The sequence below is a fragment of the Rhizobium sp. BK377 genome (assembly GCF_014193935.1).
Lineage (GTDB): Bacteria > Pseudomonadota > Alphaproteobacteria > Rhizobiales > Rhizobiaceae > Rhizobium.
Window position 1 is genome coordinate 517,656 of sequence record NZ_JACIAC010000004.1, and the last position, 22,176, is coordinate 539,831.

Below are 22,176 nucleotides of genomic sequence, written 5' to 3' on the forward strand. Positions count from 1 at the left end.
CGTCCGTGCGAAAACATGCACAACTGCGCCATGCTCCAGAAGACAGCGAACGAAGGTTTCCTGACGCCTGAACAGCTCGGCCGGCGCTCCCGGTCGGTCTGGCTGATCTTTGCGGCGCTCGCTGCGGTCCTCATCGGAACAGCCCTTTACGGCGCCGGCATCTATGGCCGCCTGCAGGCAATTGCAGCGCTGGAAGATCAGGGGCAGACCGACGCCAATCTCAAGGTGGCGCTGCTGCGTGCCGTGCTCGAAGGGCCGCGGGCTCTGCCGCTGCTCCTTGCCGATGACCAGCAGGTGCGAGACGCTTTGGCCTCGGGGCAGGGAGAGGCCGTCATGGGGCTTGACCGCAAGCTCCAGAGCCTTGTCGCCGGCACCCGCGCCTCGGTTCTCTATGTAACCGGCAAGAACGGCATCGCGATCGCTTCCAGCAACTGGCAGGAGCCCCTGAGTTTTGTCGGCAACGACTATTCCTTCCGCGATTATTTCCGCCGCGCGATGGAAACGGGCACGGCTGAGCATTTCGCGCTTGGCAATGTCAGCAACCGGCCGGGCCTCTATATTTCCCGGCGGGTCGGGGATGCCGAGGCTCCGCTTGGCGTCGTCGTCGTCAAGATGGAGTTCGATCAGCTGGAATCCGACTGGCGCGATGCGGTCCGGCCGGCCTATGTCATCGATGAGCACGGCGTCGTGCTCATCACCAGCCTCCCGTCTTGGCGTTTCATGACGACGAAGCCTCTGCCGCAGGAAAGCCTTGCGGCCATCAGAAGCAGCCTGCAATTCGGTGAGGCGCCATTGCTGCCCTTGCCGATCGAGGAGCGACAGACGCTGAAGCCAGGCGCCGCCATCGTCCATGCCATCATGCCGGGCGCCGGGGAGGGCGAGTTCCTGCGATTGCGCACCGAGGTGCCGTCGACATCCTGGCAACTCGAATATCTCGTGCCGACCGAAGCGCCGATCGCCTCTTCGGTGCGCGAATGGCGGCTGCTGACATTGGCCGCCCTCATTCCCGTGCTGGCGATCATGACCTTTCTGCTGCGCCGCCGCCAGATCGTTGTCATGCGCATCGCGACCGAGCGGGCCGCCCGCGAGGAGCTGGAGCGCCGGGTGCTGGAGCGCACGCAGGACCTCAGCCGCGCCCGTGACCGGCTGCAGGAGGAGATATCGGACCACCGGTCGACCGAGGCGCGGCTGCAAGTCGTGCAGCAGGAGCTCGTGCAGGCGAACCGCCTGGCGATCTTGGGGCAGGTCGCCGCGGGAGTGGCGCATGAAATCAACCAGCCGGTCGCGACCATCCGCGCCTATGCCGACAATGCCCGCACTTTCCTCAAACGTCAGCAGCCGGAATCAGCCGACGATAATCTCGATGCGATTGCCAGCCTGACGGAGCGCATCGGCACCATCACCGAGGAGTTGAAGGCCTTTGCCCGCAAGGGCCGCACTGCGGCGGAACCGATAGAACTGCGCGCCGTCATCGAAGGCGCGGTCGTTCTGCTGCGAAGCCGGTTTGCCGGCCGCTTGGATGCGCTCGATATCAGGTTGCCTTCGGCCGATCTGAAAGTGAGCGGCAATCGCATCCGGCTTGAGCAGGTGCTGATCAATCTCTTTCAGAATGCACTGGAAGCCTTGGATGGTAGGGAAGGCGCAAAAGTTGAGGTCTTCTGCGATGAGAAGGACGGCGAGGTGGCGGTAACCGTCGTCGATAACGGCCCGGGCATATCGGAGGACATCCTCGGCTCTCTCTTTTCGCCGTTTAACACCTCGAAGGAAAAAGGCCTGGGCCTCGGGCTCGTCATCTCCAAGGATATCGTTGCTGATTATGGCGGCCGTATCGAGGTCGAAAGCAACGGGAGCGGCACTCGCTTTACCGTTTATCTGCAGAAGGCACAGACATGAGCGAAGCAATCCCGGTCTTCCTTATCGATGACGACAAGGATCTCCTTAAGGCGACGAAACAGACACTGGAGCTCGCCGGCTTTTCTGTTTCGACCTTTTCCGCCGCCACGGAAGCGCTGAAGGATCTGAGCGCGGAGTTCCCGGGTGTCGTCGTTTCGGATATCCGCATGCCGCATGTCGACGGATTGCAGCTCTTCGACCGCATCCGCCGGCTCGACGAAGACCTGCCCGTGATCCTGATCACAGGACACGGTGACATCCCGATGGCCGTCAAGGCGATCCAGGATGGAGCCTATGACTTCATTACCAAGCCTTTTGCCGCCGACAGGCTGGTGCAGAGCGTGCATCGTGCCGCCGAAAAGCGCCGGCTCGTACTCGACAACCGGTCGCTGCGCGAAGCGGCCGAGCAGGCGCAGGGCGATCTGCCGCTGCTCGGCCAGACGCCGGCCATCGAGCGCTTGCGGGCAACGCTCCGGCAGATCGCCGACACCGATGTTGATGTGCTGGTGACCGGGGAGACCGGCAGCGGCAAGGAAGTGGTCGCAAGCCTGTTGCATCGCTGGAGCCGTCGCTCGAAGGGAAACTTCGTTGCGCTGAATTGCGGCGCCCTGCCGGAAACGGTGATCGAAAGCGAGCTCTTCGGCCACGAGGCCGGGGCCTTCACCGGTGCCCAGAAGAAACGCATCGGCCGCATCGAACACGCAAGCGGCGGAACGCTGTTCCTCGATGAAATCGAAAGCATGCCGGCTTCCGCGCAGGTGCAGATGCTGCGCGTCTTGGAAATGCGCGAAGTCACGCCGCTCGGCACCAACGAGGTGCGGCCCGTCGATCTGCGTGTCGTCGCCGCCGCCAAGATCGATCTCGGCGATCCGCGTGAGCGCGGCGATTTCCGTGAGGACCTTTTTTATCGCCTCAATGTCGTGACGATCAGCATTCCGCCACTGCGCGACCGGCGCGACGACATCCCGCTGCTCTTTGCCCATTTCACCGAGCGGGCTGCCAGCCGTTTCAAACGTCCCGTTCCCGCGGCTTCGCCCGAGCTGCTCCGCCACCTGAAAAGCCATGACTGGCCGGGCAACGTGCGCGAGCTCTCGCATTTCGCCGAGCGCTTCGTACTCGGCCTTGAAGCGATACCGGCGGAAACGCCGCAAAACGGGATGGAGGACAAAGAGGCTTCCCTGCCTCTGCCGGCGAGGATCGACCGCTATGAGGCCGATATCATCCGCGAAACGCTGACTCGGAACGACGGCGACGTGCGCCGGACGATCGAAACACTCGGCATTCCGCGCAAGACCTTTTATGACAAGCTCCAGCGCCACGGCATTGAGCGGGCCGCGTTCACCTCTTCAAAGCCTGAGAACTGACATGTGGATTAGCCGGCGGTGACGAGGCGGAACCCATATAAAGTGCGAGACCGTGACAAGACGTCAGGCCGCGCTAGATCGATCAGTGCCTCGCTCTCGGGGTGAGATGCGAACGAACCTCCATGCCGTCGCGCTGACAGTCGATCACTCCCGGAAAATTGCCCCCGTGCTCAATATCCGCATCCGGGCCAAAGAGGTCGCAGCAGAGATCGCTACCTCAAGGGAGATGCGGGCGCAAATCCTGTAGTTGCATTCATGGGTGAATTTCTATCTAGGCTGGGTGCCTTCGGCAGAATCCTGTGACGCGCGCAATCCGATTGCGGTGACAGAAAGCCGCTTGTGGCGAATCAGATTGGGCTTGTTCAGCGGCGACACATGTTCACGTCATTGGAATGACTGTGGATTAGCATCCTTTCGAAACCGCGCGCGAATAATACTCCTGGCGCAGTTTCAAAGCTATAGAGCCGGTAAATTTTCAGAGATCAAATTGCCGCGCTGTTCGCACTTTTTTGTGTAGCGATGCTGGAATGCCGGCCATGTCTTATTTCCGACGATGAGGACCTTGATCTTTCGAAACATTGGCGCACCATCTTAGTTAGCGAAGGCGAAAATCGCTGAGGCAGACCTTTATAGGAGGGCCTATGCTGAACAACTCCCTATTTGATGCGTTTACCCGTAACTACGAGTCCCGCCGGGAGACGGATATGTCCATCGCGGACTATCTGTCCTTGTGCAAAGAGGATCCGATGGCCTATGCCAATGCCACCGAGCGGCTGCTTTCGGCAATCGGCGAACCCGAGATCATCGATACAGCGAAAGATCCGCGGCTCGGTCGGATTTTCATGAACAGAACCATCCGAACCTACCCCGCCTTTGACGGGTTTTTCGGCATGGAGGAGACGATTGAGCGGATCGTTTCTTTCTTCAGACATGCTGCCCAAGGCTTGGAGGAGCGCAAACAGATCCTTTACCTGCTCGGCCCGGTCGGCGGCGGCAAGTCTTCGCTCGCCGAGCGCCTGAAGCAGCTGATGGAGGTCAATCCCATCTATGTGCTGAAAGCCGGTGACGACCTAAGCCCGGTCTTTGAAAGCCCCCTCAATCTTTTTGATCCCCTGACCATGGGTCCCTTGCTGCTTGAAGAATACGGCATCCCGACTCGTCGTCTCAGCGGCCTGATGAGCCCGTGGTGCCTGAAACGGCTTGATGAGTTCGATGGTGACATCTCCCGCTTCCGGGTCGTCAGAATCCAGCCGTCGAGGCTGCGGCAGATCGCGATTGCCAAGACAGAGCCGGGCGACGAGAACAATCAGGATGTCTCATCGCTGGTGGGCAAGGTCGATATTCGCAAGCTCGAGCACTATTCGCAGAACGATCCTGATGCCTACAGCTATTCCGGCGGCCTCAACCGCGCCAATCAGGGCGTGCTGGAATTCGTCGAGATGTTCAAGGCGCCGATCAAGATGCTGCATCCGTTGCTGACGGCGACGCAGGAAGGCAATTACATGGGCACCGAGAACATCGGTGCGATTCCCTTCTCCGGCATCATCCTTGCGCATTCGAACGAAGCGGAGTGGCAGACCTTCAAGGCCAACAAGAACAACGAGGCCTTCATTGACCGCATCTGCGTCATCAAGGTTCCCTATTGCCTGAGAGTGATGGAGGAACAGAAGATCTACGAAAAGCTGATCGAAGGATCGGAGCTTGCGGATGCGGCTTGCGCGCCGGCGACATTGGAGATGCTGGCTCGTTTCTCCGTCCTGTCACGGCTTCGCAAGCATGAGAATTCCAATCTCTTCTCAAAAATGCGCGCCTATGACGGCGAAAGTCTGAAGGAAACCGATCCGCGTGCCAGGAGCGTGCAGGAATATCGGGATGCCGCCGGCGTCGATGAGGGCATGGACGGAATATCGACACGTTTCGCGTTCAAAGTTCTTGCGTCGACGTTCAACCACGACACGACGGATATCGGCGCCGATCCTGTGCATCTGATGTATGTCCTGGAACAAGCCATCCGTCGCGAGCAGTATGGCGAGGAAACGGAAAAGCGTTACATGGAGTTCATCAAGGCCGAATTGGCGCCGCGTTATGCGGAATTCATCGGCAACGAGATCCAGAAGGCCTATCTGGAATCCTATTCCGACTACGGTCAAAACCTGTTCGACCGCTATGTGGATTACGCGGATGCATGGATCGAGGACGTCGATTTCAAGGACCCGGATACTGGTCAGTTGCTCGACCGTGAACTTCTGAATCAGGAACTGACGAAGATCGAAAAACCTGCGGGCATCGCCAACCCCAAGGATTTCCGCAACGAGATCGTAAAGTTCTCCTTGAGGTCGCGCGCGGCCAATGGCGGCAAGAATCCTTCCTGGACGAGCTATGAAAAAATCCGGGAAGTCATCGAAAAGCGGATGTTCTCACAGGTCGAGGATCTGCTGCCGGTCATCTCCTTCGGATCGAAGAAGGACAGCGAGACCGAAAAGAAACATAGCGAATTCGTCTCGCGCATGGTGGCGCGGGGCTACACGGAACGGCAGGTTCGCCGGCTGGTGGAATGGTACATGCGCGTCAAGCAGGCGAGTTAGGTAGGCTGTCCGAGCGAGTACCCAGGTAGGAGCAAACATGCACATCATAGACCGGCGGCTTAACCCGCGCGGTAAAAGTTTAGAAAATCGACAAAGGTTTCTCCGGCGTGCCAAGGACGCCGTAGAGCAGGCGGTTAAACGATCTTTGCAAGACCGCAGCATCCGCGATGTGCTTGATGGCGGTGAAGTCACTCTTCCGATCGGCGGCATGGCCGAACCCGGCCTTCACCGGGGGGGAGGAGGAATTCAAGATCGCGTCCTTCCCGGCAACCAAAAATTCGTCGAGGGCGATTTCATCAAGCGCCCGCCGGCATCGGGCGGCGGGCGTTCGTCCGAGGCGGGGGAGGGCGATGGCGAAGACGGTTTCCGCTTCATACTAACCCGAGAGGAATTCCTCAACATCTTCCTCGAAGATCTGGAGTTGCCTGATCTCGCCAAGCGCCGGCTGAGCGAAACCGAGGAGGTGACGCCGCAAAGAGCCGGCTTTTCTGTCTCCGGCTCCCCCTCAAACATCGCCGTCGGGCGCACGACACGCCTTGCCATGATGCGGCGCCTTGCGCTTCATCGCCCTACGGCAGAGGAGATCGAAGCGCTCCAGAAGCAGATTGACGAATGCGACAATGCGAAAGAGCGCCTCGTTCTCGAAGACAGGCTGAGGACACTGACGCTCAAGAGCAAGCGCATTCCCTATATCGACCCGCTCGATGTCCGCTACCGGCGCTTTGAAAACACGCCAAAGCCTGTCGTAAAGGCGGTGATGTTCTGCCTCATGGACGTTTCCGGTTCCATGAGCGAGCATATGAAGGATCTCGCAAAGCGCTTCTACCTGCTCCTCTACCTCTTCTTGTCGCAGCGTTACGAAAAAGTGGAGATCGTATTTATCCGCCATACGGAAAAGGCGGAGGAGGTCGATGAGGAGACTTTCTTCTATAGCCCGGCGACGGGCGGCACGCTGGTCTCCAGTGCGTTGGCGGTCATGCGCTCGATCGTTGCTGCGCGTTTTGATCCGACGGAGTGGAATATCTATGCGGCGCAGGCCTCCGACGGCGACAATTCCTATTCAGACGGAGCTTTGACCGGCCAGCTGCTGCAGCAAGAAATCTTGCCGGTCTGCCAGTACTTCGCCTATATCGAGGTCGGTGAGGAAGACGGAGATTCTTCGATGTCGAGGTCACCGCTTTGGACGCTTTACCAGGAAATCCGCTCTGCAACACGGCCTCTTGCCATGCGCAAGGTCTGCCGCAAGAACGAGATATTCCCTGTTTTTCATGATCTGTTTCAGAAGAAGGCTGCCACGGCAGGGGCTACGCCATGAAGACCGGCACGCGGCAAAAGGAAGGGCTTCTGTTCGAAGGGGCTGACTGGGATTTTCCGATTTTGCAGCGCATTCACGACGCCTGCGAAGAGATTGCGCTTGGAGAACTGGGGCTCGATGTCTATCCGAACCAGATCGAGGTCATCACGTCGGAACAGATGCTCGATGCCTATTCCTCGACAGGCATGCCGCTCTTCTATCGCCACTGGTCCTTCGGCAAGCATTTTGCCCATCACGAGGCCTTCTACCGCCGTGGGATGCGCGACCTCGCCTACGAGATCGTCATCAACAGCTCGCCCTGCATCTCCTATCTCATGGAGGAGAACACGGCGACCATGCAGACGCTGGTCATTGCGCACGCCGCCTTCGGCCATAACCACTTCTTCAAGAACAACTATCTGTTCAAGCTCTGGACCGATGCCGAAGGTATTCTCGATTATCTCGATTTCGCCAAGAGCTACATCTCCCGCTGCGAGGAACGATATGGGGAAGTGGCTGTGGAGCGTACGTTGGATGCTGCACACGCATTGATGTCACACGGTGTGCACCGCTACGCCGGCAAAACCCAGGTTGATCTCCGGCAGGAAGAAAAGCGGCTGCAGGAGCGCCGCGCCCACGAGGAGAAGATCTTCAACGATCTGTGGCGCACCGTGCCGACCAGCCTCAAACGCAACAAGTCGGATCGCGATCTCGAGCGTAGACGTGCCGCTCTCGGTTTGCCTCAGGACAATATCCTGTACTTCCTCGAAAAGTCGGCGCCCCGGCTGCATCCCTGGCAGCGCGAGATATTGCGCATCGTCCGCCACGTCGCCCAATATTTCCATCCTCAGCGCCAGACCAAGGTGATGAACGAGGGGACTGCCACCTACGTCCATTACAACATTATGCAACGCCTGCATGAGCGCGGGCAGATCAGCGACGGCAACTTTTTCGAGTTTTTGAAATCGCACACGAATGTCGTTTTCCAGCCGATGTATGATGATCGGCGTTTCTCCGGCTTCAATCCCTATGCGCTTGGCTTTGCGATGATGCAGGATATCGAGCGCATCGTGACGAAGCCCACGGGCGAAGATCGTGAGTGGTTTCCGGATATTGCCGGGCGGGGCGACTCTATGGCGGTTCTGCGCGATATTTGGGCCAATTATCGCGACGAGAGTTTCGTCAGCCAATTCCTGAGCCCAAGCCTCATGCGCCGGTGGCGCATGTTCCAACTCCACGATGATCCGGACATTAAGGAAGGCATTCTGGTTTCAGCGATCCACGACGAGCGCGGCTATCGGCGCATTCGCCGGCAACTCTCGCGTAGTTACGACATAGGCCACACCGATCCGGCGATTGAGATCGTCGACGTCGATCTGGCCGGCGACCGCAGACTGCTTTTACAGCACCGGGCCAGCAATGACGAATTCCTGGAAGAGGAGGACCTGAAGCTCGTCCTGCAGCACCTTGCCGATCTCTGGAGCTATGACGTACTCCTAGAAGAGCTCGACAGTAAGGACAGTGTCGTCCGGAAGCACGTCGCCCATCCGCGGGCTTTTGCGAGACAAAGCGAATTCGCCTGATTGGGCGGAATTCTGCCATTGAAGAGACGCGATTCTTCAAACGTGATTGGACAGGCCGCGCAGTTGGGATCAACGTTGTCGATGGGGGCGTGCAGTCTATTTTTCCAAATAGGAGGCCGTCATGGAACAATACGCAGTCGATCAGCTCAAGGCTATAGCCAAGGTTAGCCGCACCACGCCACAACTGTCTCGCGCCGAGCGGTTGAACCGGTGGGCGGAGCTTCTGGAAAGCGATCCTGCGCGTTCGCTCGTTACCCTTCGGGAGACCGAATATCTGCCCCGTGACCAGCGGATAAAGATGAGAATCACCGGGTCACCCATATCCGTAGCCTATGCCGATCCGGTTCTGCGTGCCGCCGGTCTTGAGGGCGATACTTATGGAGATGCCCTGAGTTTCTTCGACCTTAACGATCGGCAACTGCATGGTCTCGTTTGCTCCTGCCATTTCGGAGCACGGGTTGATTCAGGTGTCGTCGCCCGCCATCTGAGAGCCGCCTCCATATCGGGTATGAAGGGCATTCTGGCGCGTATGCGGCTGATGTTTACGCGATAAGCCGGCTGCCTAGCCGAAATCATTGACTAGGCGTCCGCTGCAGCAGAACCCGGCCGATGAAGTGCGGCACGTCATAGCCGCGCTTCGCCTGCGGCTGGGCAGCAAATACAGATCTCAGAGTGGCGGCATCTGCCTATGTCGCCTGTTTGGGACGGCCCTTTGCAAATGCGCCGCTCTTCATAGCAAGCGGTTGCATCTTCTTGTCACAGTTCATTCCCCCGCTGTCGTCGCCCCAACGCTGCGGCCTATCAGAAGGCCAGCGTCGAAACCTTTTATTATTTCCGGCATGCCCCTCCTTGAGGAAGCCTATCGTTTCGGCGAAAAGGTTCTGCCGCGTCTCGATGTCAGCAGGAAAATATAAAAAGGCGCGCAACTCACCTGGTCGACACTCTTCGATCGTGACCTTTCCACCGCCGAGAGCGCCTGAGGACACGGCAAGAAAGCAAATTCTGTGGCAGCAAGCGAATTCCACCCAGCCGAACAGGAGACAGATGGCGGATTTGCAGCCCGCATCCTGAAGGCGATCGAAGCCGTACTTGGCGTTGCTGCCGCGTCGGTGCTTGCCGCGCTGCTCTTCATGGTGCTGGTCACTGTCTGCATGCGCTATTTCTTCGCGACCGGTTTTCTCGGCGCCGAGGATCTCGGCATTTGGCTGCATGTGCTGCTGATAGCGCTTGGTGCGCCGCTTAGCCTCAACAGTGCGCTCGCCATGCGTCTTGATGTCTTCGTCAAGATGATGCCTGAGCGGCTGCATTCGGCAACACAGGTCGCTGCCGATGTTTTCACCGTGCTATCGGGGCTCATCTTGAGCTTCGGCGGCAGCGAGATTATGACCATGCTCGGAGGCATTTCCCCGACGCTCGGCGTACCGGAATGGCTCCGCTTCGGCTTTCTCGGCGCCGCCGGCGTGCTGATCCTCGTCGTACTTCTGCTGCAACGTATCGTCGAAGGAAAGGTTTGGCCGGTCCTTCTTTCCATCGCTATCGGAGGCGCGCTCTATGCCGGCATCCCCTTCGTCTCCGTCGAGCTCGACTGGCCGCCGAGCATCTTTCTCGGCCTGATCGCCGCGATCGGCCTGATGCTCGCAGCACCCCTGCCACACGCCTTCCTGGCCGCCGCCTATGTCGTGATCGCCTTCGGCAGCAGCCTGCCGGAACCAGCGATCGTCTCTTCGACAGTGACTGGCATTTCGAAATTTCTGCTGCTTGCGATCCCCTTCTTCCTGCTTGCCGGCGGACTGCTGACGGCATCCGGCGTCGCCAACCAGCTCGTGCGATTTGCCGCCGCGATGGTCGGTCATCGCCGTGCCGGCCTCGCCCAGACGACACTGCTCACCAGTGTGCTTTTTTCCGGTGCCTCCGGTTCCTCGGTTGCCAATGCCGCTTTCGGTGCGTCCACCTTCCAACCGGAGCTCGTCCGCCACGGTTATCCGCCCGCCAAGGCCGCAGCGATCATTGCAGCGACTTCGGTACTCGACAATGTCATTCCGCCGTCGATCGCCTTTCTGATCCTGGCGACCGCCACCAATCTTTCGGTCGGCTCCCTGCTGGTCAGCGGTTTCTTTGCGGGTGGTCTGATGGCCAGCTGCCTTGCGGTCGCGATCCATCTGACGGTTCGCGACCAGGCGCCTCTGGCGCGGGCCACATCTGCACAGCGCTGGCAGTCGGCTGTCCAGGCAATCCCTGCCTTCGGCCTCGGCGTCATCGTCGTGGTCGGCATCCGCATCGGTATCGTCACGACTACGGAGGCCGCCGCCCTCGCCGCCTTCTACACCTTTCTGCTCGGCATCGGTGCACGGCTTGGCGTCCTCTCACTTTACACCGCCTTCCGGCAGGCAGCTGTCGAGGCCGCCGCGATCGGCTTGCTGATCGGCACGGCTGGCCCCTTTGCCTTCCTGCTTGCGGTCGACGATGTCTCAGGCCTGATCTCACACCTGACGACGGCGCTCGGCGGCAGTGCGCTCGCTGTCATCCTGCTGTCCAACATCATACTGCTGGTCGTTGGCCTCGTCCTCGATATCGGCGCTGCGATCCTGCTCTTCGGGCCGATCCTGCTGCCGGCCGCCGTTGCCGCTGGCATCGATCCCATTCATTTCGGCGTCATCATCGTCGTCAATCTGATGATCCACGGACTGACGCCGCCGCTCGGCATGCTGATCTTCGTCGTCAGTGGCGTGACCCGCATACCCGCTTCCGCCCTTTTTAAGGCGGTTGTCCCCTATCTGCTTGCCCTTCTCGTCTCCCTCGCAATCCTTTGCGCCTGGGCGATCATCTTCTAACGGACAGGACTTATTCATGGACAATCTCAACCGACGCAATTTCCTGAAGACTACCGCGATTGCCGGAACAGCCCTTGCCGCCCCGGCCTTCGTTCGCACGGCGGCTGCCCGCACGACAACGATCACCATCGCCTCGCTGCTTGGCGACGACAAGCCGGAGAGCAAGATCTGGGTGAGGATCAGCGAGCTGGTCGAAGCCAAGCTGCCCGGCCAGTTCAAGTTCAACATCGTCAAGAACGGTGCGCTCGGCGGCGAAAAGGAAGTGGCGGAAGGCGTTCGCCTCGGCTCCATTCAGGCAAGCCTTTCGACGGTCTCCTCGCTTTCCGGCTGGGTGCCGGAACTGCAGATTCTCGATCTTCCCTTCCTGTTTCGCGATGCCGATCATGTGCGCCGCATCGTCGGCGGCGATGTCGGCACCGACCTTAAGGGCAAGCTGCAGGCGCAGAATTTTGTCGTCGGCGATTTCATCAATTACGGCGCCCGCCATCTGCTGACCAAGGAACCTGTGACACGACCGGAACAGCTCAAAGGCAAACGCATCCGCGTCATCCAGAGCCCGCTGCACACCAAGCTCTGGAACTCCTTCGGCACGGTGCCGATCGGTATTCCGATCACCGAGACCTATAATGCGCTGGCAACCGGTGTTGCCGACGCCATGGACCTCACCAAATCGGCCTATGCCGGCTTTAAGCTCTATGAGGTCGTGCCCTACATGACCGAGACCGGCCACATCTGGGCCTCTGGCGTCGTCTATTATTCCTCGACCTTCTGGGGCGGCCTGAATGACGAGCAGAAGGCCGTCTTCCGGCAGGCATCGACCGAAGGTGCAGCCTACTTCAACCAGCTCATCGTCGATGATGAGGTGGCATCGGTCGAAATCTCGCTGAAAAACGGCGGCAAACTCCTGAAGCCGGAAGCCTTTGACGAATGGCAGAAGGGCGCTCAGGGCGTCTGGAGCGATTTCGCCTCTATCGTCGGTGGCCTCGACCGCATCAAGGCTATCCAATCGGCCTGAAAAAGGCCTGAACGCGAGGCTGGCCTGTCAGCCAGCCTTGCTCAGTCGTTGAATTGGCGAAGCAGGTACTGTCGAATTTACGCTGCTTCCTCTTCCAATATTTTTACCGGCCGGTCCCACTGGATCAGCACGACACAACCGGTATCGCTCCAGACCGAATGTTCGGTACCGGGTGCATTGACGATGTAGCTGCCGCGGCCGTAGTCGCCCGCCTCGTCGGATTGCACTCCATCGAGGACGAAAATGGTTTCAAGCCCTTCGTGCCGATGGCGGGGGACGGACGCGCCGGCCTCATATTTCAGCAGCGCCACGCCCGGCTGATCGCCTTCGAAAGGCCTAATCCAGTGGATGGTCACCTCATCGCGGAAAGGGCCGAATTTCAGCTCCTTCCAACCGCCCGAGGTGAGCAGTTCGCGGGTGGTTTCAGGCATGGGCGATGCTCTCCAGGATATCGTCGACACGGGCCGTCCAGCCGACGATCGCGCCTTGGGCGCGGATCATGGCGATGGCGGCCGCCTTGAATTCGGGGAAGTAGCTTTCCGTTGCCTCCTCGGCGAGCAGGCATTCGTAACCGCGGTCGTTCGCCTCGCGCATGGTTGTTTGGACGCAGACTTCTGTCGTCACGCCTGCGAATACGAGCTGCTTGATACCCTTGTCTTGCAGAACTTCGCCAAGTTCGGTGGCATAAAAGGCGCCTTTGCCGGGCTTTTCTATCACCACTTCGCCCTTCAGCGGCGCAAGTTCCGGCAGGATTGCGGTGCCGGGCTCGCCAGAAATCAGAATCCGGCCCATGGGGCCTTCATCGCCGATCCTGAGTGCGGGGTTGCCACGGTCCCTTTTTGCCGGCGGCAGATCCGAGAGGTCGGGCCTGTGACATTCCATCGTGTGGATGACCGGCAGACCGGCATTGCGGAAGCCCTGAATGAGACGTTTGACATCTGGCACGATCTTGGTGATGCGGCTGACATCGTTGCCGAGGCTGGCGCCGAAACCGCCCGGTTCGGCGAAATCGCGCTGCATGTCGATGACGACAAGGGCAAGCTGGTCGTGCTTCACCGGAAAGGCGAAAGGCTCTGCCTTGATCTCCGCCATCAGTGATGCCCCGCCATATGCGCGCCGATGACGCCGATATCGGCGGACCGCGCCGGGGTCTCGTAGACCAGCTTGCCTTCGGAAATCACCATGATGCGGTCGGACATTTCGAGCAACTCGTCGAGGTCTTCGGAAAGCAGCAAAACGGCCGTACCGGAATTGCGCGCTTTCATGATGCGGGCGCGGATCTCCGCAACGGCCGAGAAGTCGAGGCCGAAACAGGGGTTCGAGACGATCAGCAGGTCCACCTCGCCAGTCAGTTCGCGGGCGAGCACAGCGCGTTGTACATTGCCGCCCGAAAGCGCTGCGATCGGGGACGAAGAGGATGTCGTCTTGACCTTGAAATCGGAGATCAGATCTGTTGCGCGCTTCTTCATCTTGCCCTTGTTCAGCCAGATCGCATCCTTGCCGTCTGCCTTCAGATCGAAGGTGCGGAAGGCGAGGTTTTCACTGACCGTCATGCGTGGCGCACAGGCATTCTGCAGAGGCTCTTCCGGGATGAAGCGAACATTGTTCTTGCGGGTTTCCGGACGCGTTGCGCCGTAAATCTCGCCCTTGACGCTGACGCGGCCAGTATCGGTCGGCCGTTGGCCGGCAAGGATCTCAGTCAGTTCCTTCTGGCCGTTGCCCGATATGCCGGCAATGCCAACGATCTCGCCCGAGCGGACGGTGAGATTGTCGATCTCGATGGTCTTGAGACCGGAGCGATCCGGTGCCTTGACCTGCTCGACTGTGAGGACCGGCTTGGCGCCTTCGGAAATCGGAACGCGGGTATCGAGTTCGGCAAGCTTGACGTCGCCGATCATCATCGCCGCCATGTCGGCCGTGGAAAGCTCACCCACCTTGCCGCTACCGACGAGCTTGCCGCGCCGCAAGATGGAGACGGCATCGGCGAATTTCGTGACCTCGTGGAATTTGTGGGAGATCATCAATACGGTCAGCTCGCCGCGCTCGGTCATGCCGCGCACGAGGCCAAGCATCTCGTCAGCTTCGGCAGGCGTGAGCACCGAGGTGGGCTCGTCGAGCACCAGGAAGGAGCGGCCGAGATAGAGCTGCTTGACGATCTCAAGCTTCTGCTTTTCGCCGGCGGCAAGCTCGCACACCGGCCGGTCGAGCGGGATCTTGAAGGGCATGCGCTCCATGAATCCGGCGAGATCCTTGCGTTCCTTCGCCCAATTGATGATGGCGGGTACTTCGGCGCGGCTGATGACGAGGTTTTCAGCGCCGGTGAGCGAAGGAACGAGCGTGAAGTGTTGATAGACCATGCCAAGCCCATAGGTCGCGGCGTCCTTCGGTGACGCGATTGCCACTTCGCGACCATCGACGGAAAGCGCACCCGATGTCGCGTGGTAGAAGCCCATGATGCATTTGACGAGCGTCGATTTGCCGGCGCCGTTTTCGCCGAGCAGCGCGTGGAAGCTGCCGGCGGGTATCTTGATCGACACGTGATCGAGGGCGGTGAAGCTGCCGAAGCGCATCGTCATGTCGATCGTGTCAATGCCAACGGCCTTTCCGGCTTGCGGAAGAGGGGTGTCGCGGACTGTGCTCATAGCAGCTGGCTCACGAGGGTTTGAGAGTTGGAGACGGAGCCGAAGACGCCGCCCTGCATCTTGACCATCTTGATCGCGGCAAGGTGGTTGCCGTAGTCGGTCGCGCCGCAGCAATCTTCCAAGAGCAGGCATTCATAGCCGCGGTCGTTCGCCTCGCGCATGGTGGTGGAAACGCAGACGTCGGTGGTGATGCCGGTCAGGATTATATTTTCGATACGCTTCTGGTTGAGGATCAGTTCGAGATCGGTAGCGCAGAACGAACCCTTGCCGGGCTTGTCGATGATCGTTTCGCCTTCAATCGGGTAGAGTTCGGGAATGATGTCCCAACCGGGTTCGCCGCGTGTGAGGATGCGCCCGCAAGGCCCGGGATCGCCGATACCAGCGCCGATGCGCAGCGAACGCCAACGCTTGTTGGCCGGCAGGTCGGCAAGATCGGGCCGGTGGCCCTCGCGCGTGTGGATGATGTGATAGCCCTTGGCCCGCATGGCGGCCAAGACCTTCTTGATCGGCTCGATCGGGGCTTGCACCAGCGACAGGTCGTAACCCATGTGATCTACATAACCGCCCTTGCCGCAGAAATCCGTCTGCATGTCGATGATAATGAGGGCGGTATTATCGGGCCGCAGCGCGCCATTATAGGGCCAGGCATAGGGATCGGCGTCGATATAATGTCCTTTGGTTTCGACCATGGCGTCCATCGTCTTTTCTCCTATTCACCCGCGAGTTTGAATGTTTCGCCGTAGCGACGCGCCGGCTTGTCGAAGCCGCACGATGTACCATCCGTGACCTTCACCTGATCTTCCCAGGGGAGGCGGTATTTGCCGGCGATGAGATCGTGCATGTAGGTATAGGGCGCATCATCAGCGCCGCCGGCAACGGCGACATAGCCGCGATGGCCAAACTGGTAGATGTTGTTTTCGACGCCCCAGCCAAGGCGGGCTTCGCGTACGAGATCGGGGCGGACTTCCGCGGTGATGATCTCGTTGACGCGGCCCGATGTGCCGTGAGCGATGATCGAGCCGTCAAAATTGCAGATCATGCCTTCGCCCATCGAGTCGAACGTGCCGTCAGAGCCGCACATGCAGACGCTTGCGGTGACCATAAGATTGCAGAAGGCGTTCGACTGGTTGGTGAATTTCCAGCTCTCGCGGATCGGCGCCGTGTAGCCGGCCGTGCGGATCATGATTTCTGCACCCTTATAGGCGCATTCACGCGCCATTTCCGGGAACATGCCGTCATGGCAGATGATCAGTGCGAGTTTCGCGCCCTTGGGGCCATCGATGACGGGAATGCCGAAATTGCCGGGCTCCCAAGGCTCGACCGGCACCCAGGGGTGCATCTTGCGGTAATAGAGCTTCAGGTCGCCCTTGTCGTCGATGACGATGCCGGAATTATAGGGCATGCCCTCCGGGTTCAGCTCCATGATCGAGAAGCAGCCCCAGATTACGTTCTCCTTGCAGGCCTTCTTGAAGGCTGCGACCTCCGGCCCGTCGAGCGTGCACATGATCTCCGGGTTGATATCCATCGACAGGCCGTGCAGGGCATATTCCGGAAAGACGACCAGATCCATGCCGGGCTGATTGCGTCGCGCCTTGGCAACGAGATCGATGATGACCTGAGTCTGGCGCACAAGGTCTTCCCGTGTCACGGTGACAGGAAGCTGAAGCTGGACGAGGCCGATTCCGACGCCATGTTCCGACTTGTTCAATCCGCCGAGGCCATTCATGGCTTTGCTCCTTTCATGCTATTTCGTCAGGGAAAGCGCGCCGGGCGCACCAGCGAGCGAACGTGTGGGCGAGGAGGTCGCGATCATGATGACCAGCGTCAGCACGTAGGGAACTGCGTAGAAGAGGTAGTAGCCCTGCGTGAGGCCGACCGATTGCAGCGCCGGACCGAGCGCGCCGGAACCGCCGAAAAGCAGGGCGGCGAGGAAGCAGCCAATTGGGTTCCAGCGGGCGAAGATGACGAGCGCCACGGCCATCAAGCCCTGGCCGGAAGAAATGCCCTCGTTCCAGGAGCCGGGATAATAGAGTGACAGATAGGCGCCGCCGATGGCCGCCAATGAACCGCCGACGGCGGTGGCGAGCAGACGCACGCGATCGGGATCGATACCCATGGCGCGGGCGGCATCGGTGCTGTCGCCGACGACGCGCAGGATCAGGCCGACGCGGGTATTCCTGAAAGCCCACCAGAGGATGAAGGCGAGGGCTGCGCCAAGCAGGAAGAGCACGTTGATGTTCAGCGCCGCCTGGATCTGGGGCATGCTGGACCAGAAGCCGAGCTGTATTGCCGGCAGATGCGGCGCTGCCGGCTGGATGAAGGGCTTGCCGAGGAAGAAGGCAAGGCCGAGCCCGAACTGCATCATGGCGATGCCGATGGCGATATCGTTGACCTTCGGCCACTTACAGATCCAGCCGTGGACGAGGCCGAAGACTGCGCCCGTTGCCATGGCCGTCAGCACGCCGAGCCACGGCGAATTGGTCATGACGGCGACCGCGTAAGCCGTCATCGCGCCGAAGACCAGCGTGCCTTCAAGCCCGAGATTGATGCGGCCGGACCGCTCGGTGATCGTCTCGCCGAGGCTGACGAAGATGAAGGGCGTGGAAACGCGGATGGCGCCTGCGAGGATGGCAAGGGGAACGCCCCATATGCCGATTCCGGTCTCTTCCATCAGAGGCTCCTTTTCCAGAGATCGGGATTGAAGGTCTTGAAGCGGCCGTAAAAGGTCTCGCAGAAGAGGATGACGATGAAGAGCGTGCCCTGCAGCACCAGAACGGTAGCATCAGGCAAGCCCATACGGCGCTGGATGAGGCCGCCAGAAGCATCGATGCCGCCAAGCAGGATCGCGACCGGTATGATCGCCAGCGGATTGTGACGGGCGAGGAAGGCGACGAGGATGCCGGTATAGCCATAACCCGCGGCAAGCGAGGCATTGGCACTACCTTGCACGGCGGCAACTTCGATCATGCCGGCAAGCCCCGCAAAACTGCCGGCAATAGCCGTAAAGCCTGCAATAAGCTTGCCGACCGGCAGGCCCTGAATCTGGGCGGCGCGCACATTGCCGCCGGCTATGCGGGCGGCAAAACCGAAGCTCGTTACCTCGATGAGGATCCAGGAGAGGATGCAGGCGACAATGCCGATGACAAGGCCCCAATGCACGTCCATGCCGGGAATATTGCCGAGCATATATTCTGGGGGCAGCGGCTTTGTGGAAGGCTTGTTGAGACTGGCGGGATCACGCAATGGCCCTTCGACGAACTGGTTCATCAGGGCGATGGCGATATAGGAGAGCAACAACGAGGAGATCGTTTCATTGACGCCGCGATAGTGGCGGAGGAAACCGGCAAGGCCGATCCAGATGCCGCCGACCACCATGGCGGCAATGCCCATGAGAACGAGGGTCAGGAAAACAGGCGCAGTGCCGGCAAGCGGCATGGCCATCGCCGCGGCGGCAACGCCGCCCAACACGACCGCTCCTTCCCCGCCGATGATGACGAGGCCGAGGCGGGCGGGCAGGGCGACGCAGAGTGCCGTCAGGAGAAGGGGTGCGGCACGGCTTAAGCTGTTTTGCACCGAAAACCAGCTGCCGAGGCCGCCGGTATACATAAGCTGGAAAAGCATCGCTGGCGATTTCCCGATCGCCAGGATGAAAAGGGAAAAGAGCGCAAGACCGATCAGGATGGCCGCAAGGCCGATGACAAGAGGTTCGGCGTGTCGCGCGATCCATTCGAGGAAGGGGCGCAGCGACGCCGGTTTTTCCGAAACGACTGATATTGTGGGATCATTGGCCTGGACAGTCATGGCGCTTCTCCCTTGTCGGTTTACGCGGTAGACCCGACGACACCCTCGACCAGATAATTCATGCTCTCGAGCTCGATCGCGTCTTCGGCATAGCTCTTGTCGGCGGTCACCACTGAATTGCCCTTGTTATCCTTCAGCGGTCCCTTAAAGACCGAGAAGCCGCCCTTCATCATCTCTGCATGGGTTGCTTCGAAGGCCTTGCGGCCCGCCTCGGAAACGCCCGGTCCAAGTGCGCTCATCTTGACGAAACCGTCCTTCAGGCCGCCGCGCACGAAATTGCCGAGCTTTTCGCCGGCCTGTGCCTTCTTGACGAAATCGCTGTAGACATTGCCCCAGGCCCATTCCGCACCAGTGAGGTACTTTTCGGGAGCAAGCGGGCTCTGGTTGGCGTGATAGCCGCAGACAAAGGCGCCGCGGCCGGCGGCCGTCTCGACGACGACCTTCGGGCTGTCGACATGGCAGGTGATGACATCGGCGCCCTGATCGACGAGCGCATTGGTGGCTTCGGCTTCCTTGACGGCGAGCGACCACTCTCCGGTGAAGATCACCTGGCAAGTGATGGTCGGATCGACCGTGCGGGCGCCGAGCAGGAAGGCATTGATATTCTGCAGAACCTGCGGGATTGGCTTGGCGGCGACGAAGCCGAGCTTCTTGCTCTTCGTCGCATGGCCGGCGGCGATGCCGTTCAGATACTGGCCCTGGAAGATATAGCCGAAATAGGAGCCGGTATTGGCCGGGTTCTTGCCCTCCTGCCAGAGGCCGCCGCAGTGGCGGAACTGGATATCGGGATATTTGGCGGCCATGGCCAGCATGTGGGGATCGAAGTAGCCGAAGGAGGTGGGGAAGATGAGCGTCGCACCGTCCAGATTGATCATCGATTCCATCGTCTTCTGAACGTCGACGGTCTCGGGTACGTTCTCTTCTTCGACGACGGTGATGCCAGGCAGCGCCTTGACGGCAGCCGCGCCCTCGGCGTGCGACTGGTTGTAGCCATAGTCATCCTTTGGGCCGACATAGATGAAGCCGACGGTCAGCGCAGTCTGCGCAAGAGCGCGCGAGGAGAGGAAGCCGGGGGTTGCGCCGATCAGGGCAGTGGCAGCAGAAGCCTGAAGGAAACGGCGGCGGTTCATGGAAAGGAGTTTGGTCATCGGAATGCTCCCCTTGCGGCGGTTTTGCCGGTTCAATTGGTTACGGAAAAGTGTATGCAATGGCCGTGCCAGATTTTATTCTATTGAATTCATTGGATGTATTCAGGGGCCCGCAAGACATTGTAAAAAGTGTATGCAAATCTTTGCCGCGTAAGATTAAAAACTATGCAGAGGCTATAAAATCAGCTAATTTCAGCGTCATATGTCTCTGTCCTGTATATATAAATATAGTTCGCTGTCATTTTATGTGTTAAAACAAAGGCTTGTTTCTATATTTGACTTTGCGGCGCCAGCAATGCATGTGTATGCAGGCAGTTAAAGGACAGAATCATTCCTTGAAGCAGGTCAGGCGCAGAGAGATCATCCGGGCAGGAACGACCGTCGAACAGATGGTGCGGGCTGTTGCTGATATGATCGTGACCGGGCGGATTCTGCCAGGCGACAAGCTTGACGAGATCTCACTAGCGACCCGGTTCAACGTGTCGCGCACCCCGGTGCGCGAGGCGCTTCGCGAACTCGGCGCAATGGGGCTCGTCGATCGCGAGCCGAACCGCAGCGCTGTCGTCACCAACGTAACCGAGACCTATCTGCACTCGATGTTCGAGGCGATGGCGGAACTCGAAGGCGTGTGCGCGCGTCTAGCCGCCGAGCGGATGACTGTTGATGAGCGGCGCATACTGGAAACGGAACATCGTGCTTCCGCTCGCCTCGTGCATCAGGGTGCGGAAGAAGACTATGCTGCTCACAATACCGAGTTCCACACGCGCCTCTATCGCGGTGCGCATAACGAGCATATCTATGAACTGGTAACTCAGAGCCGGGCTCGGCTTGCGCCTTTCCGCCGCGCGCAGTTCCGGCTGCCGGGTCGGCTTGCGAAATCCTATGACGAGCATGACATGATCGTGACCGCGATCATGCGGGCAGATGGCGCAGCCGCTGCAAAGGCTGCCTATTCGCATGTGGAAATCGTCAGCGATGCCAGCGTCGTCTTTGTTTCGTCGAGAGAGAAATAGCTTCCGCGGGTGTGCCGCCGACCGCATAGTGCAGCAAGCCCGACCCGTACCGTTTGGAATTGCAAGCGAGACCAGACGCGGACGGCCAAATCCCGATTGCGAGGTCGCTGCCGATTGACGATATCCAGGCGACATTATAGTCCGGGTTATGGCCGGCAATTGAAAAGGCAGTGATAATGTTGATTTGGATCGGGCGAATTCTGTCAGCGGTGGTCGTTGTTCTTCTCCTCGCCGATGCGGGCACCAATCTTCTTGCGCCTGGTTTCATACGGACGGAAATGGAAGCGACCGGTTTTCCCATCAATCTCGCCCCGGTGCTCGGCATTATTATAGCGATCTGCACGATCTTTTATGCCGTTCCGAAGACAGCCTTCCTTGGTGCGATATTGATAACCGGTTTTCTCGGTGGCGCTATCTGCACGCCCTTTCGCCTGGGTGAGTATTTTATCCCTCCCCAGATCGTCAGCCTGCTTCTCGGCATCGCCGCCTGGGTGGCCTGTATCTGCGCGACCCGAGACTGCGCCAGTTGATGCCGCTGAATATGGTTTGAGCGCGTCGCGATCCCGCCCTGGAGTGAAAGCGGCAGGCTGTCGCTGCCACCTTTTCGAAGGCAGACGCGCTAACTCGATCTGCGGCCAGGGCGACCATCACGTTTGTCGGTTGCAATTTTTCTCGATGGAAGTCGACGATTGGGTTCTTCAGGCTGTCGGACGCCAATACAGTCCTGCCAACCAAAAGCTCGCCCTCGGGTGAGGGCGAGCCATACCATCTACAGGAGTGGAGTTCTGTATCGATGGGTGAGGCCGATCCAGCAGGGAACCGGACCGACCTCTTTCTTCTGAATTGGAGGTCACCAAACCAGAAGCTCGTGATGAAAAACCCCGAGATGTGATCCCGGGGTCTTCAGTGTCTAAATTAGAACGAGCGCTGCAGACGGAAGTAACCGGTGGTTACGTCGTCGCCATCTTCCGGATCCAGGTACTGGACGGAAGCCTTGGCGTAGAAGT

At 59.5% G+C, this 22,176-nt stretch carries 18 protein-coding genes and 1 pseudogene; 11 read left to right on the forward strand and 8 right to left on the reverse strand.

Going from position 1 to position 22,176, the window contains the following annotated elements; translation table 11 throughout:
• Positions 1-15 precede the first annotated feature (15 nt).
• From FHT92_RS19520 to dctP, 9 genes and pseudogenes are all read left to right on the forward strand, one after another.
• Positions 16-1,893 carry a sensor histidine kinase gene (locus FHT92_RS19520; RefSeq protein ID WP_183828433.1) on the forward strand — a complete coding sequence of 626 codons (1,878 nt, stop codon included), beginning with the start codon at positions 16-18 and terminating at the stop codon, positions 1,891-1,893.
• Positions 1,890-3,257 (forward strand): sigma-54-dependent transcriptional regulator, encoded by a 1,368-nt coding sequence (locus FHT92_RS19525; RefSeq protein WP_183828436.1) that lies wholly within the window; start codon positions 1,890-1,892, stop codon positions 3,255-3,257. Before FHT92_RS19520 ends, FHT92_RS19525 begins: the two co-directional genes overlap by 4 nt.
• A gap of 641 nt (positions 3,258-3,898) precedes the next feature.
• Positions 3,899-5,842: a PrkA family serine protein kinase gene (locus tag FHT92_RS19530; protein WP_183748334.1), complete on the forward strand. Its 1,944-nt coding sequence runs from the start codon at positions 3,899-3,901 to the stop codon at positions 5,840-5,842.
• 37 nt (positions 5,843-5,879) lie between these two features.
• Positions 5,880-7,157 (forward strand): YeaH/YhbH family protein, encoded by a 1,278-nt coding sequence (locus tag FHT92_RS19535; protein ID WP_183748336.1) that lies wholly within the window; start codon positions 5,880-5,882, stop codon positions 7,155-7,157.
• A complete protein-coding gene (locus tag FHT92_RS19540) occupies positions 7,154-8,719 on the forward strand; it encodes a SpoVR family protein (RefSeq protein ID WP_183748338.1) in 1,566 nt (521 codons plus the stop codon). Before FHT92_RS19535 ends, FHT92_RS19540 begins: the two co-directional genes overlap by 4 nt.
• A 121-nt stretch (positions 8,720-8,840) precedes the next feature.
• Positions 8,841-9,272 carry a hypothetical protein gene (locus FHT92_RS19545; RefSeq protein ID WP_183748340.1) on the forward strand — a complete coding sequence of 144 codons (432 nt, stop codon included), beginning with the start codon at positions 8,841-8,843 and terminating at the stop codon, positions 9,270-9,272.
• A gap of 208 nt (positions 9,273-9,480) precedes the next feature.
• Positions 9,481-9,699: pseudogene (locus tag FHT92_RS29365) on the forward strand (alkanesulfonate monooxygenase); the annotation flags it as partial.
• 24 nt (positions 9,700-9,723) lie between these two features.
• Positions 9,724-11,550 carry a TRAP transporter large permease subunit gene (locus tag FHT92_RS19550; RefSeq protein WP_183828440.1) on the forward strand — a complete coding sequence of 609 codons (1,827 nt, stop codon included), beginning with the start codon at positions 9,724-9,726 and terminating at the stop codon, positions 11,548-11,550.
• A gap of 16 nt (positions 11,551-11,566) precedes the next feature.
• On the forward strand, positions 11,567-12,565 hold the full coding sequence (gene dctP, locus FHT92_RS19555) for a TRAP transporter substrate-binding protein DctP (protein ID WP_183828443.1): 999 nt from the start codon (positions 11,567-11,569) through the stop codon (positions 12,563-12,565).
• Between the two features lie 77 nt (positions 12,566-12,642).
• On the opposite strand, the gene FHT92_RS19560 is transcribed toward dctP, so the two are convergent.
• Genes FHT92_RS19560 through FHT92_RS19595 form a run of 8 tightly spaced genes read right to left on the reverse strand, consistent with a single transcriptional unit; the run spans position 12,643 to position 20,156 of the window.
• The gene (locus FHT92_RS19560) at positions 12,643-12,996 is read right to left on the reverse strand and encodes a cupin domain-containing protein (RefSeq protein WP_183748346.1); all 354 of its coding nucleotides are present in this window, start codon (positions 12,994-12,996) and stop codon (positions 12,643-12,645) included.
• Complete coding sequence (locus FHT92_RS19565; protein ID WP_183828445.1) at positions 12,989-13,657, reverse strand: cysteine hydrolase family protein; 669 nt, start codon at positions 13,655-13,657, stop codon at positions 12,989-12,991. The genes FHT92_RS19560 and FHT92_RS19565 overlap by 8 nt, the downstream gene beginning before the upstream one ends.
• On the reverse strand, positions 13,657-15,207 hold the full coding sequence (locus tag FHT92_RS19570) for an ABC transporter ATP-binding protein (protein ID WP_183828448.1): 1,551 nt from the start codon (positions 15,205-15,207) through the stop codon (positions 13,657-13,659). Before FHT92_RS19570 ends, FHT92_RS19565 begins: the two co-directional genes overlap by 1 nt.
• Complete coding sequence (locus FHT92_RS19575) at positions 15,204-15,905, reverse strand: cysteine hydrolase family protein (RefSeq protein WP_183748350.1); 702 nt, start codon at positions 15,903-15,905, stop codon at positions 15,204-15,206. The genes FHT92_RS19570 and FHT92_RS19575 overlap by 4 nt, the downstream gene beginning before the upstream one ends.
• A gap of 11 nt (positions 15,906-15,916) precedes the next feature.
• A complete protein-coding gene (locus FHT92_RS19580) occupies positions 15,917-16,933 on the reverse strand; it encodes a formamidase (RefSeq protein ID WP_183828451.1) in 1,017 nt (338 codons plus the stop codon).
• Positions 16,934-16,951: 18 nt separating this feature from the next.
• Complete coding sequence (locus FHT92_RS19585; RefSeq protein ID WP_183828454.1) at positions 16,952-17,878, reverse strand: ABC transporter permease; 927 nt, start codon at positions 17,876-17,878, stop codon at positions 16,952-16,954.
• A complete protein-coding gene (locus FHT92_RS19590; RefSeq protein ID WP_183828457.1) occupies positions 17,878-19,008 on the reverse strand; it encodes an ABC transporter permease in 1,131 nt (376 codons plus the stop codon). Before FHT92_RS19590 ends, FHT92_RS19585 begins: the two co-directional genes overlap by 1 nt.
• Positions 19,009-19,028: 20 nt before the next feature.
• Positions 19,029-20,156, reverse strand: coding sequence for a BMP family ABC transporter substrate-binding protein (locus FHT92_RS19595; RefSeq protein ID WP_183828462.1), 1,128 nt, complete (start codon positions 20,154-20,156; stop codon positions 19,029-19,031).
• A gap of 305 nt (positions 20,157-20,461) precedes the next feature.
• Here FHT92_RS19595 and FHT92_RS19600 point away from each other — a divergent pair, with 305 nt between their 5' ends.
• Positions 20,462-21,169 (forward strand): GntR family transcriptional regulator, encoded by a 708-nt coding sequence (locus FHT92_RS19600; RefSeq protein ID WP_183828466.1) that lies wholly within the window; start codon positions 20,462-20,464, stop codon positions 21,167-21,169.
• 176 nt (positions 21,170-21,345) lie between these two features.
• On the forward strand, positions 21,346-21,699 hold the full coding sequence (locus FHT92_RS19605) for a DoxX family protein (protein ID WP_246735511.1): 354 nt from the start codon (positions 21,346-21,348) through the stop codon (positions 21,697-21,699).
• Positions 21,700-22,176: the final 477 nt, after the last annotated feature.